Annotated in this window: 14 protein-coding genes; 4 read left to right on the top strand and 10 right to left on the bottom strand. The window is 28.2% G+C overall.

The window, feature by feature from the left end; all coding sequences use genetic code 11:
• Window positions 1-58: 58 nt before the first annotated feature.
• The 8 genes from B3630_RS16445 to B3630_RS16410 all read right to left on the bottom strand — a co-directional run bounded on the left by B3630_RS16445 (window position 59) and on the right by B3630_RS16410 (window position 8,496).
• Complete coding sequence (locus tag B3630_RS16445) at window positions 59-1,978, bottom strand: bifunctional 4-hydroxy-3-methylbut-2-enyl diphosphate reductase/30S ribosomal protein S1 (RefSeq protein ID WP_346900047.1); 1,920 nt, start codon at window positions 1,976-1,978, stop codon at window positions 59-61.
• 58 nt (window positions 1,979-2,036) lie between these two features.
• Entirely contained in the window at window positions 2,037-2,696 is a 660-nt protein-coding gene (gene cmk / locus B3630_RS16440) for a (d)CMP kinase (RefSeq protein ID WP_346900045.1), read from the bottom strand.
• A gap of 95 nt (window positions 2,697-2,791) precedes the next feature.
• Window positions 2,792-4,009 (bottom strand): NAD(P)/FAD-dependent oxidoreductase, encoded by a 1,218-nt coding sequence (locus B3630_RS16435; RefSeq protein WP_346900043.1) that lies wholly within the window; start codon window positions 4,007-4,009, stop codon window positions 2,792-2,794.
• Window positions 4,010-4,242: 233 nt separating this feature from the next.
• Window positions 4,243-5,595, bottom strand: coding sequence for an NADP-specific glutamate dehydrogenase (gdhA, locus tag B3630_RS16430; protein ID WP_346900041.1), 1,353 nt, complete (start codon window positions 5,593-5,595; stop codon window positions 4,243-4,245).
• Window positions 5,596-5,839: 244 nt separating this feature from the next.
• A complete protein-coding gene (locus B3630_RS16425; RefSeq protein WP_346900039.1) occupies window positions 5,840-6,727 on the bottom strand; it encodes a MurR/RpiR family transcriptional regulator in 888 nt (295 codons plus the stop codon).
• A gap of 216 nt (window positions 6,728-6,943) precedes the next feature.
• On the bottom strand, window positions 6,944-7,486 hold the full coding sequence (locus B3630_RS16420; RefSeq protein ID WP_346870634.1) for a class I SAM-dependent methyltransferase: 543 nt from the start codon (window positions 7,484-7,486) through the stop codon (window positions 6,944-6,946).
• Window positions 7,479-8,207 (bottom strand): pseudouridine synthase, encoded by a 729-nt coding sequence (locus B3630_RS16415; RefSeq protein WP_346900037.1) that lies wholly within the window; start codon window positions 8,205-8,207, stop codon window positions 7,479-7,481. The genes B3630_RS16420 and B3630_RS16415 overlap by 8 nt, the downstream gene beginning before the upstream one ends.
• Window positions 8,208-8,343: 136 nt before the next feature.
• A complete protein-coding gene (locus B3630_RS16410; RefSeq protein WP_167403023.1) occupies window positions 8,344-8,496 on the bottom strand; it encodes a hypothetical protein in 153 nt (50 codons plus the stop codon).
• Window positions 8,497-8,685: 189 nt separating this feature from the next.
• Between B3630_RS16410 and B3630_RS16405 the strand changes: the two genes are divergently transcribed.
• Complete coding sequence (locus tag B3630_RS16405; protein ID WP_346900035.1) at window positions 8,686-9,789, top strand: iron-containing alcohol dehydrogenase; 1,104 nt, start codon at window positions 8,686-8,688, stop codon at window positions 9,787-9,789.
• Window positions 9,790-9,897: 108 nt separating this feature from the next.
• Here B3630_RS16405 and B3630_RS16400 read toward each other — a convergent pair whose 3' ends face one another.
• Together B3630_RS16400 and B3630_RS16395 are read right to left on the bottom strand one after the other, a co-directional pair.
• A complete protein-coding gene (locus B3630_RS16400) occupies window positions 9,898-10,458 on the bottom strand; it encodes an N-acetylmuramoyl-L-alanine amidase (RefSeq protein ID WP_346900033.1) in 561 nt (186 codons plus the stop codon).
• A gap of 109 nt (window positions 10,459-10,567) precedes the next feature.
• On the bottom strand, window positions 10,568-10,945 hold the full coding sequence (locus tag B3630_RS16395) for a PadR family transcriptional regulator (protein WP_346900031.1): 378 nt from the start codon (window positions 10,943-10,945) through the stop codon (window positions 10,568-10,570).
• 241 nt (window positions 10,946-11,186) lie between these two features.
• Here B3630_RS16395 and B3630_RS16390 point away from each other — a divergent pair, with 241 nt between their 5' ends.
• From B3630_RS16390 to B3630_RS16380, 3 genes are all read left to right on the top strand, one after another.
• On the top strand, window positions 11,187-12,020 hold the full coding sequence (locus B3630_RS16390; protein WP_346900029.1) for a PHP domain-containing protein: 834 nt from the start codon (window positions 11,187-11,189) through the stop codon (window positions 12,018-12,020).
• 45 nt (window positions 12,021-12,065) lie between these two features.
• Window positions 12,066-12,383: a DUF1540 domain-containing protein gene (locus B3630_RS16385; protein ID WP_346900027.1), complete on the top strand. Its 318-nt coding sequence runs from the start codon at window positions 12,066-12,068 to the stop codon at window positions 12,381-12,383.
• A gap of 341 nt (window positions 12,384-12,724) precedes the next feature.
• The gene (locus tag B3630_RS16380; protein ID WP_346900025.1) at window positions 12,725-14,110 is read left to right on the top strand and encodes a YjiH family protein; all 1,386 of its coding nucleotides are present in this window, start codon (window positions 12,725-12,727) and stop codon (window positions 14,108-14,110) included.
• Window positions 14,111-14,236: the final 126 nt, after the last annotated feature.

Raw genomic sequence — 14,236 nt, 5'->3', positions numbered from 1 at the left:
ATATTTATTTTAATTTAAAATAGAAGATACACCAGTATAGTGTATCTTCTAAAAATTTTTATGCTTCTAAATCTTTAATGCTAAGTCCAATTTTCTTTCCTTCAGCATCTACTTGAGTTATAACAGCTTTTACGATCTCTCCAATTTTTAAAACATCTTCAATTTTTTCAACTCTCTCATTAGAAATTTGAGATATGTGGACTAACCCATCTATCCCTTCTTCTAATTCAACAAATGCTCCAAATGGTGCAAATCTTACTACTTTTCCAGCAACAACATTTCCTGTTGGATATTTTTCATTAATATTATTCCATGGATTTTCGCTTAACATTTTAACACTTAGAGCCAATTTGTTATTTTCTCTATCAACTTCTAAAACACCAACTTTAATAATCTGACCAACTTTAAATAATTTTGATGGGTTATTAACTTTATTCCAAGACATTTCTGAACTGTGTAATAAACCATCTATACCATTAATTTCTACAAAAGCTCCAAAAGCAGTTAATCTTTTAACTTCACCTTCAACTACCATACCCTTTTCTAAAGAAGACCATGTAGTAGCTTTTTTAACTTCATTCTCCTTCTCTAAAAGTTCTCTTCTTGAACCAACTATTTTAACTCTATTTCTTTCTCTAGAATATTCTATAAGTTTTATATCAAAATTTTGCCCTATATACTTAGACAAATCACTAACTCTACTTAATTCTATATGAGATGCTGGTATAAATACTCTTTCTCCTTCAAATAAAGCTACAAGTCCACCTTTTACTTCTTGTTTAACTTGAACATTTATTATCTCTCCATTATCAAAAGCAGTCTTTAACACTTGTTGTTGTTCAGCTCTTAAAACCTCAGTTCTTGATAATACAACTAATCCATCAGAATTTTTTCTATTTATTACTTTTGCTTTAACAACATCTCCAACTTTAATTTGTTGATTTAAAGGAGTGCCATTTTCTCTAGAGTATTCCTCTGCTGTTACTATAGCCTCAGTTTTTGTACCTATAGTTAAATATGCTTCTTTTTCATTTACTTTAAATACTTCACCTTCTAAAATACTCCCTACAGATATGTTGCTAGTATCCTTAAAATATTTATCATAAAGGTCCATATCCTCTTGACTTATATCGTTTTGTTTTTTCATTTTACTAATAGCCTCCTCAATTACGTACTCTGGAGTTGACGCCCCAGCAGTAATTCCAATTTTATTTATATTTTCATTCCCTATCATATTTAAAAGTGAAGAATCTACTTTTTCTACATGATAAGTATTTTCACAATTTTTTTTGCAAATTTCATAAAGCTTTGTAGTATTTGAACTATTATATCCACCTAAAACTATCATTAAATCAACCTTTTTAGAAAGTTTATTCGCTGATTTCTGTCTTTCTTCTGTGGCATTACAGATAGTGTTAAAAGCTACTATTTCTTTAGCTAATGATATTACCCTGTTCAAAACCTTTTCCCAATTACCTTGCTTTTCTGTAGTTTGAGAAACTACACATACCTTACCCCCAATTGCATCTATGTTTTCTCCATTCTTAGATATAATAGCTGTATCATTACACCACCCATTAATTCCTATGACCTCTGGATGCTTATCATCTCCAACAATAATTATATTATATCCTTTGCTGTAATACTCCTCAACTTTTTGTTGTATATTTCTCACATATGGACAAGTCCCATTTTCTATTATAACATTATTCCTTCTTAAATGGTCAAATACATTTTTACCAACACCATGAGATCTTATTACTACAACATCATTTTTTTTAAGACTATATGCTTCTTCAAGAGTTATAGAATAAATACCTTTTTCCTGTAAGCTTTTCACAACATCATTATTATGGATCAATGGTCCTAGTGTGTATATATCCTTATCATATTTTTCTCTCAATCTTATAGTCTCTTCAACTGCTCTCTTTACTCCAAAACAAAAACCTGCTTTATTTGCAAGAGTTACTTCAGCCATATTATCCTCACCTCTAATACCATTTACTATAAAATAAATTAATTTAAATTATACATGACTATTTATCTACTATATATGATATGTACTTAGATATGGCTACTACTACTTCACTTATACCCATCGTAGAAGTATCAATTTCTATAGCATCTTCAGCTTTTCTTAAAGGATCTACTTCTCTATTTGAATCAATGTAATCTCTTTTTTTTATATCCTCTAATATATTATTATAATCTACTTTTATATTCTTGGCTATGAGCTCATCATACCTACGTTTAGCTCTTTCTTCTGCCCTAGCTGTCAAGAATATTTTTAAGGTTGCATTTTTAAGTACTACTGTGCCTATATCCCTACCATCCATGATTACATTGTAATTTTTAGCTATTTCTTGCTGCATTTCAACTAGCTTTTGTCTAACTTCTAGTATAGATGCATATCTCGACACATTATTAGTAACTTCAATACTCCTTAACTCATCAGTCACATCTATATCATTAACAAATAGGTTATCATTATTAAAATACATCTTCAAAGTATCTATAAGTTCACATAAATCACCTATTTGATTAGGTTCAATACCCTTTCTCATTGCAAATAAAGTAACTGCTCTGTACATAGACCCAGTATTTATATACATTAAATTATATTTTTCTCCTATTAATTTAGCTATAGTACTTTTCCCTGCTCCAGCAGGACCATCAATAGCTATTGATATTTTCATAGTATCACTCCTCAGTTATATAGTTACTATCAATCTATAATTTAAATACATATTTTAAAACTATAAATTTCTCAATAATAACTTTACTTTTATATTTATATCTTACTTCCTGCTATAAAACCTGTAGAAATAGCAATCTGTACATTATAACCTCCAGTATAAGCATCTACATCTATTACTTCTCCAGCAAAACTTAGGTTAGAAACCACCTTAGATTTCATTGTAGAGGGATCAATTTCTTTTGTATCAATACCTCCAGATGTAACTATTGCTTCATCTATAGACCTTAATCCTCTTACATCCATCGTAAGATTTGAAATAAGATTTAGAAAAAATCTACGTTGTTCTTTTGTAATACTATTTACCTTTTGATTTTCTGGTATTTTACTTAAATTAATCATAATAGGAATTAATTTTTGTGGAAATAAATCATTTAATGCATTCTTAAAGTCCTTATTATTATACTTTAAAAAATCCTTTTGTATTCTTAAATCTAACTCTTTTTCACTAAGTGCAGGCTTAAGATTTAATACAATCTTATACTTTTTGCTTGGTTTTATTAAACTACTTGCACTAAGACATAATGGACCAGAAATTCCAAAGTGAGTAAATAACATTTCACCTTGATCTTTAAAAATAATTTTATTGTTCTTATCTAATAATGTAAGTTGTACATTTCTTAGTGATAAACCTTGAAGGTCTTTTGCCCAAGCTTCACTAATTTCAATTGGTACTAAGGACGGTTTTATAGACACTACATTATGACCCAAACTTTTGCCAAATCTAAACCCGTCACCATTAGATCCAGTTTGAGGATATGAAGCCCCGCCAGTAGCTAAGATTATATTATCACATTCTATATAATCATCATTATCAAGGATTACTGAAGTAATCTTATTATTTTCAACTTTTAATTCTTTTACAGCAATTCCAAGTTTAATTTCAATATTTTTCTCCATTAAAGTTTTTTCAAAGGCTTTTATAATATCTGAAGATTTATCTGAATTAGGAAAAACTCTATCCCCTCTCTCTACTTTAAGTTCAACTCCTCTTTCATTAAAAAACTTAATAGTATCCTCATTGGTAAATGTATAAAGAGCACTATATAGAAAATGAGGATTAGTTGGAATATAATCAAAAAACTCACTAATATCCTTATTATTAGTTACATTACATCTACCTTTCCCAGTAATAAACAGTTTTTTGCCAAGTTTATTATTCTTTTCTATTAATATAACCTTATTATTTTTACTTGCTGCTATTGCAGCCATCATTCCAGCTGGACCTCCACCTACAACTACTACTTGTGCCAAAAAATCACCATCTCTTCTGTTTTATTTTAAATATATTCCTATATTATAATTTAATATAAAATTCCTAATTATTCAATGAAATTATTTTGTTAACTAAAATTTTATTCTACATTTATTAGAAGAGTTTAATTATAATAAATTACATTTAAAACTGAAATCTTTATCATATTACATGAAAAAGGAGAGAATTTAAAAATTCCCTCCTTTAATATTAAAACTATTTTAATTTAATATTAAATATCTCCTTGAGCATGCATTGCTTCAGCAACTTTCATAAATCCAGCAATATTAGCACCAGCAACTAAGTTGTATCCAAATCCACATTGTTCAGCTGCATCCATAGCATTTTTATGGATTGTTACCATTATTTGATGAAGTTTTTGGTCCACCTCTTCAGCTGTCCAAGATATTCTCATACTGTTTTGTGCCATTTCTAATGCAGAAGTAGCAACTCCACCAGCATTAGCAGCTTTAGCAGGTCCAACTATTAATTCATTAGCTAAGAAGTATTCAACCGCTTCGTTTGTACATGGCATATTTGCAGCTTCACATACAAATTTAATTCCATTAGCAACGATTTGTTTTGCATGTTCTATATGAATATCATTTTGAGTTGCGCAAGGCATTATGATGTCAACTTTAACACCCCATGGTTTTTGTCCTGGGAAGAATTCACATCCAAATTTATCAGCATAATCTTGAACTTTATCTCTACCTGAATTTCTCATTTCAACTAAGTAGTTAATTTTCTCTGGCGTAGTTATTCCATCTTTATCATAGATGTAACCATCTGGTCCAGATAAAGTAACAACTTTACCACCTAAATCAGCAACCTTTTGGCATGCTCCCCAAGCAACGTTACCGAATCCTGAAACTGCAACTGTTTTTCCTTTGAAATCAGTTCCCTCATGTTTAAGCATTTCTTCACAGAAGTAAGTAACTCCAAATCCTGTTGCTTCTGGTCTTACTAAACTTCCACCATAAGTTAACCCTTTTCCAGTTAAAACTCCATTTTCGAAAGCTCCTCTAATTCTTCTATATTGACCATATAAGTATCCGATTTCTCTTCCACCTACACCGATATCTCCAGCTGGAACATCCACATCTGGTCCGATGTGTCTTTGTAATTCAGTCATAAACGCTTGACAGAATCTCATGATTTCAGCATCAGACTTACCTCTTGGATCAAAGTCTGAACCACCTTTACCTCCACCTATTGGAAGTCCAGTTAATGCATTTTTAAGAATTTGTTCAAATCCTAGGAATTTGATAATTCCTAAGTAAACAGATGGATGGAATCTTAATCCACCTTTGTAAGGTCCTATAGCTCCATTAAATTGTACTCTAAATCCTCTATTTACTTGAGTTTTACCATTGTCATCTTTCCAAGATACTTTAAACATTATTTGTCTTTCAGGCTCACAGAATCTTTCTAATAGGTTAGACTCTACATATTCTGGGTGCTTGTCAAGTACAGGCCCTATAGAGTTTAAAACCTCTTCAACAGCTTGTATAAATTCTGGTTCAGCGCTGTTTCTTTTTTTCACGTTTTCTAATACTTGCTCAATATAAGCTTTAGTATCCATAGTATCAATACCTCCTAAAATTTAAACAAAATTATTTATATAATTTACTTTTTGCATGATAACACACTGAAGTAAATCTTTACATGTAATATATATTCTATGTATTCGCTTTTTTTCCTTCTTTTTTAAAAACATTTTAACAGATTTATTGCAAATATTAAAAACGATTACATGTCTTTATCTACATAATAGAATACTTTTATCTATAAATCAACATAATTTTATAAAAATTTAGACATAAAAATTAGAACTTGTTAATATCCTTATTTGTTTTGTAAGAATAAATTTGATATTCTTGCCATACTTGCTCAAGTTCCGTAAAGGTTTTAGATATTTTATCCTTTTCCTTCAATCCTACAGCTATAATAAGGGCGTTAATAACACTTAATGGTGCCACTAAAGAATCAACAAAGGAAGCCATATTACTTTCAGCTATTAGTGCATAATCAGCTTTAGTTGCTAATGGAGATAAAACGCTATCTGTAATTGCAACAACATCAGCTCCCCTTGACTTTGCATAATTAAGGGTTTCAACAGTTCTCATAGCATAACGTGGGAAACCTATACCAATGACACAATCTCCTTCCCCTAATGTTAGCATCTGTTCAAAAATATCACTCATTCCGTAAGATACGATTTTTACATTGTCTAATATTAAATTTAAATAAAATCCTAAAAAGTCTGCCAATGCAGCGGAACTTCTTAATCCTACAATATAAATTTTCTTAGAGTTTAAAATACTATTAACTGTACTTTCAAAAGCTTCATAATTTATTTTTTCCATTGTTGCTCTAATATTTTCTATATCTGATTTTAATACTCCTTTTAAAGCGTTATTAGGAATAATAAAATCGTTAGACAATTCTATTCTTTGAGCTGTGGTAAGTTTGTTTTTTATAAGTTCTTGCAATGCCTTCTGGAGTTCAGGATATCCTTCATAACCTAATTGATTAGCAAATCTAACTACCGTTGATTCACTAACACCAACGCTTGCTCCAAGCTTCGCTGCAGTCATAAATGCTGCTTTATCATAGTGCTTTAAAATATATTCAGCTATTAACTTCTGCCCTTTACTTAACCTTGAAAATTTAGTTTGTATCATTCTCATTAAATCAGTATTATTATTTTCCATCACTTAACTCCTTTTAAAAGATTATAAAGTATATAATTCATTTTACTGAAAAATGAATTATATACTTCATATTAACATAGTATGGATTATCCTTCAACATAAAACTTCTATGATTATTAATTTTATGAAAATTTTCCTATATAAGAGATAATCATAAACTTATAACATGGTTTAAAATTCCGCATTAAGTATTGTAAAATCACTACTTTAGAGGAATCACTTCTTTTCAATGACTAATAAATACGGAGCCCTTTCACTCCTATTTATAACTTTATGAATCATTACTCCATACTTATCTTTCGGTAGAGAACTTGCATATTTTAGTATCTGTTCACTTTCACGAAGACCTTCATTATGACCAATATATACCGATATAATGGCAAAACCTCCATTTTTTAATATTTTCAAAGTTCTTTTAATACTTTTTAGTGTAGATTCAGCCTCCGTAGTTATTGATTTGTCGCCACCGGGTAGAAAACCTAAATTATATATGGCTACATCTACCTCTTCAGTTATATGTTTTTCTATATTTTCATGAGAATCACAAATGAGTTTTACATTATTTTTATTTTTTTTCTTATATTCTTCTATTGCTACTGATTGAATATCAAATGCATAAACTTTTTTAAAGCTCTCACTTAGAAAATCACAATCTCCACCATTCCCAAGAGTCTCATCTATCGCTATATTTTTATCCACCACAAAATTTTCAATTATATAGTGAGATAAATCTGTTATATTTCCCAAGTATTTAAACATTTTTATCTCCTCCATTCTTTAAGTATTGTATTTCTATTTCACTTAGGTATCTCCATTGACCTTCTTTTAATCCTATATCTAATTTTATTTCACCAATTGAAACTCTCTTTAAACTTATAACTGGATGTCCAATTGTTTCACACATTCTTCTCACTTGTCTATTTTTCCCCTCATGGATAGTTATAGCAACTTTACAACTATTTTTATATTTTTCTACCACTTCACATCTTCCCGGTGCAGTAATATAATCCCCAATATTAATTCCTTTTTCAAATTTATGTATTTCATCATTATTGATTATTCCTCTTACTATAGCTATATAAGTTTTATTAATAGAAACTCTCGGGTGCATTACATTGTTGTAAACTTCACCATCATTAGTTAAAAGAATTAATCCAGAAGTGTCATAATCCAACCTTCCAATAGGATATATTCTTTCATCTACCTTTACAATATCCAATAAAGTTTTTCTACCTCTATCATCCTTTACAGATGATATATATCCTGTAGGCTTATTCAGCGCTACATATATCTTTTTTTCTTCTGGTTTTATTACTTTATCATCTAATCTAACTTCACTAACTCTAGAGTCAATTTTTGTTCCTAATTCCCTTACTATATTCCCATCAACTTTAACTCTATTAGATAATATTATTTCTTCACATTTTCTTCTAGAAGCAACACCACATCTAGCCATATATTTTTGTAATCTCTCTTCCATTTTAAACTTCCCTTCATAACTCTAATAAAAAGAATTATAATTTTTATTAGTAAAAAAATCAATCTAATTAAACAATAAACCGATAACTCTACATATTAATATTTTGTAGTGTTATCGGTTTAAGTATAACCTAGACTTATTTAAATTGATTTAAGTGAGAATTAGGTTGCTGTTCCATATATCCTGTTTTAGAATTTCTACTGTCATTTGATTTGTCATTCATAGAAGTTAGTTCACCATTCATCTTATTGGAAGATTTCTTAGGTTTATTCTGCTTATTCTTAGCCATAAAGCTCACCTCCATATTAACTATTATTTTCAAAATTAATTTTAATATTCAATAATAATAGCTCTTACAAATAAAAACTCATAATAAAGTCATATTTTCTAATTAATTGAGAAAATATGTAATAGATGATATATTAAAATATGAGATAAAATTTTAATATTACAATTAACTTTAAGGAGGAATACAATTTTGAGTAATCCAATATTTTTTATGCCAACAAAGATCATATGTGAAAAAAATGCAATATCAAATTATGGTAGTATAATGAATTCTTTAGGAAGTACTGCTTTAATAGTGACTGGTAAACATTCTTCTAAAACTAATGGTTCTTTAAATCATGTGGTAAATTCTTTAAAAGAAAACAATATAGATTATCATATTTTTGATGATGTAGAAGAAAATCCATCTACAGAAACAATTAATAAAATAAAATTTTTTGGTGAAGATAAAGGTATCGATTTTATTATTGGGATAGGTGGAGGTTCACCTATTGATGCATCTAAAGCTGCAGGAGTACTTCTTTTTAATTCACAAGCCACTACTGAAGATTTATTTACAAATTCCGCTCTTAATTCTCTTCCAATCGTTGCAGTTCCTACCACTGCTGGGACCGGCACAGAAACTACCCCATACTCCATATTAACAGATCATAATATAAAAAATAAAAGAGGTATTTGCCCTAAAATTTTTCCTGTAGTATCATTTTTAGATGCTACTTACTTGATGGATACCCCTAAAAATGTGACAATAAATACTTCCATAGATGCCCTTTCACATTTAATAGAAGGCTATTTATCTACTAATGCTAACTACTTTAGCAACGCTCTTGCAGAAAGTGGTTTAAAGATATTTAGTGAGTGTATTTCATATATATCTTCAGAAAGCATTTCCTTTGAAATACGTGAAAATTTATTAATAGCATCTTCCATTGCTGGTATGGTAATTTCACAAAGCGGTACATCTATTCCTCATGGAATGGGATATCCATTAACTTATTATCATAACGTACCTCATGGTAAGGCTAATGGAATTCTTTTAAAAGAATACCTTAAAATATACGCAAATAATGCTAAGGATAAAGTGGATAAAATCATATCTTTATTGGACTTCTCAAATGTAGATGAGTTTGGAAACTTTATAGATAAATTATTTTCAAAGGATTTGAAAATAACCTTTGATGAATTAAAAAATTATACTTCTTACATGAATTCTAATAAAGCAAAACTTAAAAATCATCCCTATCCATTAACCTATGAGGATATACTTAGCATTTATATAAAAAGTATAAAATAATAATAGACCCATTAGTAGATTAATTCTAATGGGTCTATTATTTTCTTCATTTATAATTGCTCGTTTAATATTTATATTTTTGAAACTACCAAAATAAATATTATTAAATTAATCTATGTCAGTACAATCAATATCTAGTTGAGAAAGAATACCTTTTGCTATAGCTTTTCCAAATTTCTTTTGATTTTCAATAGTACTAATTATCTTATTATCTTCTTCATTATCTATAAAAGCACACTTGATAATAATTGCATCCATAACAGTGTCTCTTATCAATGGAAAATAATCTCTTCCGCTTTTATTCATTCTATTATAAGTTTTAATTTGTGTCTGACCAGTATTCATAATTTCATTGCTAATTTTGTTTGTAAGTTCTAAACCTTTACCATTATATATAGAATAAATTATTTCACCTCTATCTCCTCCACCTACATTACAATGAATAGAAATAAAATAATCTGACATATTATTATTTGCCATGGTAGTTCTTTGAGAAAGTCCTAGATATTTATCAGTATTTCTTGTCATTTGAACTTTTATTCCATGTCTAAGTAGCTCTTTCTCACATTCTACAGCTATAGTTAGTGTAATATCTTTTTCTATTAGATCACCATAAACGCCTCCTGGATCACTTCCACCATGTCCAGGGTCTAAGGTTATCTTATACATAATTTAAAGCCTCCCATTAATTAATCTCTTCATATATAATATTCTTTAATATTACATATGTGATTAATAATAGGAATGAGCCATCTTTGAATAATGCTGCAAAACTTGTCTATTGTTTCTTATAAATTTGATTTAAAACATTATTATAAATAGAAATATTATATTCTATGGCATGAAAATAATCTACCTTTATTCTTTTATAATGTTCTATACCTTCATCGGTAATTTTATATAAGCGTTTATTTTTTCTATCAAAATCTTCCCATTTAGCTGTAAGATATAGATTTTCCTCCAAATCTCTAAGAAGTGGATACACCAACCCATTAGAAACTTTAGTAAAGTTTTTATTTATATAATTCACTATTTCCAATCCATATTCCTCATTATTTTCATATATTAAATAATGTAGAATATATAATTTCACAAGCTTTGTAGTATTTATTCTATTATCTAATGTTGCAATTCTTTTTCTCATTTCACCTCTCATTTTTATCTCCTTTAAATTTATTAAATATTTTTTATTGTGATTTTATTATATAGCTTAATTTCAATTATGACAATTGTTTTTATGGTATAATAATTTATTTGTATTAATATCTTTAAAGTTTTCTTTCAACTTATAGAATCAACTTATAGAATCAACTTATATAGTATAAATAATACTACACTTAAGATATAATAAATCTATATTATTATATCTATTTACTATACAAAGGAAGGAGATATTTATGAATATTATAGCAGAGTTTCACTGTCATACAACTGCATCAGATGGGAGGTTCTCCCCTTCTCAAGTAGTAGAAATGGCTAAAAATAAAAATGTTGAACTTTTATCTATAACAGATCACGATACCACTGAAGGTATTAATGAAGCTTTAAATAAAGCTAATGAAATTTCTCTTAACTTTATTCCTGGAATTGAGTTAAGTTGTAATCACAATGGAGAAAGCATACACATTTTGGGATATTTTAAGGGAAATGATTTTAAAGATGAATCCTTAATAAAATTTCTTAATAATTTAAAGAAAAACAGGGAAACTAGAGCTTCATTTATAGTTAAAAATTTAGATAAATACTTTAATATTAAAATAAATGTGGATGATGTTTTAAAAATTAGTAATGGTGTTATAGCTAGACCTCATATAGCACAAGCCATAGTAAATGCTGGATATCCCTTTGATTTCCACTATATATTCGAAAAATTTATAGGAGATGATAGCCCTGCCTATGTTCCTAATAAATACATATCCATACCAGAAGGAATTGAACTTCTAAAAAGATATAATTGCATAGTAATTTTAGCACATCCTAAACTTATAAAAAAAACACCTATTAAAAATATATTAAGTTATGATTTTCATGGTATTGAAGCACTATATTATCAAAACTTTAAAAGAGAAACCGATGAATTTATATCCTTAGCTAAATCAAGGGATATGATAATAACTTGTGGTTCTGATTTTCATGGAATTTCTAAAGATGATACTAAACACGGTAACATTGGAGATATGTTTCTTAGTGAGGAAGATTTTAAGAAATTTATGATTATGTATAAAAATTAGAATAATTAGGTATACTAAAGTAAAATTATTTTCGGAGGAGATAAAATGGTTTTACTTCAATGTTCAGTTCATAACTGTGTACATAATAATTCCAACTACTGTAATTTAAATCAAATAACTATTGGGGGTTCCAATACCTATCAACCTTATGGTACAAATTGTGAAAACTTTATAAAAAAATCAAGTGCATTAACAAATTCTATAAGTATAAATACTCCTTATTCTAATGTAAATTGCAGGGCTGAACAATGTATTTATAATAAAAAACTTAAATGCACTGCAAACTCTATTGATATTTCTGGTTATACCTCATCTACTAATGAAGAGACCTTATGTGCCAACTTTCAATATAATACTAACTAAATATTTTCCTTTAAATAAGTGTAAGTAGTAATAAATTAAGTATAATTATTACTTATGCTTATTATTTTTATGCAACTAATTCATTAATAATTATTAATTTATATAGCTAAAAAATAAATTAGTATATATCTTTTCATTTGGCTCTCTTATGTATGTTTAATTTAAACTTAATACTTTATAATCAAAAACTATCATACAAATTGCTATATTTTTTACATTTTCTTAAAAAAATATAATATTTTTTTAAGTTTAAATATAATATTTATGTATAATCATGTTGCATTATGGGGAAAGTTTATGTATAATTATACATAAATTCATTAAGGAAAGGATGTATATAAATGGACATCAAAAATAATAAAGTGTCTACTTCAGCAAATAATAAAAATTATTCATATATATTAGCTGTAATTAAATTTCTTATATTATCTTCTTTAGGTATCTTCCTATTTATGATTCCAATTACCAAAGGAGAAGAAGTAGTTATACCTGTTGCAACTTTATCAACCTATGTTCAAGAAGCTCTTGGCCAATCACTTCCATACATAATAACAACCATAATAGTTGTAACTGCATTTTTTACAATAGTAACTAAAGTATTTAAGCCTAAATTTATTATTAAAAATAATTTTTTAAATTCTCTTTTTAATGTAAATAATATTTGGTTTATTATCAGAGTTTTAGGTGGAATATTCATAATATGTACAATCTTTAAAATAGGGCCTAAAGTAATTTGGTCAGAAAATACAGGAGGAATGATCTTATCCGATTTACTTCCTATACTCTTTTCAGTATTTTTATTTGCCGGATTATTTCTACCTCTTCTTCTTAATTTCGGACTTTTAGAATTTGTAGGCTCTCTCCTAGTAAAGATAATGAGACCAATTTTTAATCTACCTGGTTCTGCTGCAATAGATTGTATCGCATCTTGGCTTGGAGATGGTACTATTGGTGTTCTTTTAACAAGCAAACAATATGTTGATGGATATTATACTGAAAGAGAGGCCTGTGTAATTGGTACAACCTTTTCTTTAGTGTCAATAACTTTTAGCTTGGTTGTAATTGATACTGTTGGTCTTAGTCATATGTTTTTACCCTTCTATCTATCAGTTACCTTCGCTGGTTTAGTGGCTGCTATATTAGTGCCTAAAATACCTCCACTATCTAGAAAAAAAGATATATACTATAATAATGCAAATAATTCTATGGAAAACCTTCTTCCTGAAGGTTATACACCTTTTAAATTCGGGTTAGAGAAAGCACTAGATAAAGCCAAATCTTCATCCTTGAAAAAAGATGTATTTGCTAAAGGAACATTAAATGTTATAGATATGTGGTTTGGTGTAATTCCTGTAGTTATGGCTGTAGGAACTATAGCACTAATGATAGCAGAATATACACCATTATTTCAAATTCTTGGTTTACCCTTTATACCAATTTTAAAACTTCTACAAATTCCTGAAGCTACAGCAGCTTCTAGCACATTAGTAGCTGGATTCGCAGACATGCTATTACCATCTATAATGTCAGGTGGAATTCAAAGTGATATGACAAGATTTATTATAGCTGCAACTTCTATAACCCAGCTTATATATCTTTCCGAAGTGGGAGCTTTATTACTAGGTTCTAAAATACCTGTTAATATAAAAGAATTATTCATAATATTTATAGAAAGAACTTTAATAACTCTTCCTATAATTTCAATTATTGCTCACTTCATATTCTAAAATAATTTCTAATATCTAGTTATATTTATTTTAAAGAAAAGCAGATCATATTTTATTAATTCAATATGGTCTGTTTTCTTTAATTTTTAATATTAGCCTATTCAATAGTAATGGTAATTATGTTTT

It is taken from the genome of Clostridium sp. UBA7503, from assembly GCF_002477055.1.
In the GTDB taxonomy this organism is placed as follows: domain Bacteria; phylum Bacillota; class Clostridia; order Clostridiales; family Clostridiaceae; genus Clostridium_J; species Clostridium_J sulfidigenes.
Note: the sequence above shows the minus strand (reverse complement) of the source record. Positions and strands in the feature narration are given on the sequence as shown.

What these genes read in the sequence shown, in the direction of transcription:
- B3630_RS16425 (WP_346900039.1), bottom strand. Translation starts at nt 6,727, where the DNA reads ATGGAAAATAATAATACTGATTTAATGAGAATGATACAAACTAAATTT.
- B3630_RS16380 (WP_346900025.1), top strand. Translation starts at nt 12,725, where the DNA reads ATGGACATCAAAAATAATAAAGTGTCTACTTCAGCAAATAATAAAAAT.
- B3630_RS16395 (WP_346900031.1), bottom strand. Translation starts at nt 10,945, where the DNA reads ATGAGAGGTGAAATGAGAAAAAGAATTGCAACATTAGATAATAGAATA.
- B3630_RS16415 (WP_346900037.1), bottom strand. Translation starts at nt 8,207, where the DNA reads ATGGAAGAGAGATTACAAAAATATATGGCTAGATGTGGTGTTGCTTCT.
- B3630_RS16390 (WP_346900029.1), top strand. Translation starts at nt 11,187, where the DNA reads ATGAATATTATAGCAGAGTTTCACTGTCATACAACTGCATCAGATGGG.
- B3630_RS16385 (WP_346900027.1), top strand. Translation starts at nt 12,066, where the DNA reads ATGGTTTTACTTCAATGTTCAGTTCATAACTGTGTACATAATAATTCC.
- B3630_RS16445 (WP_346900047.1), bottom strand. Translation starts at nt 1,978, where the DNA reads ATGGCTGAAGTAACTCTTGCAAATAAAGCAGGTTTTTGTTTTGGAGTA.
- B3630_RS16420 (WP_346870634.1), bottom strand. Translation starts at nt 7,486, where the DNA reads ATGTTTAAATACTTGGGAAATATAACAGATTTATCTCACTATATAATT.
- gdhA (WP_346900041.1), bottom strand. Translation starts at nt 5,595, where the DNA reads ATGGATACTAAAGCTTATATTGAGCAAGTATTAGAAAACGTGAAAAAA.
- B3630_RS16410 (WP_167403023.1), bottom strand. Translation starts at nt 8,496, where the DNA reads ATGGCTAAGAATAAGCAGAATAAACCTAAGAAATCTTCCAATAAGATG.
- B3630_RS16400 (WP_346900033.1), bottom strand. Translation starts at nt 10,458, where the DNA reads ATGTATAAGATAACCTTAGACCCTGGACATGGTGGAAGTGATCCAGGA.
- cmk (WP_346900045.1), bottom strand. Translation starts at nt 2,696, where the DNA reads ATGAAAATATCAATAGCTATTGATGGTCCTGCTGGAGCAGGGAAAAGT.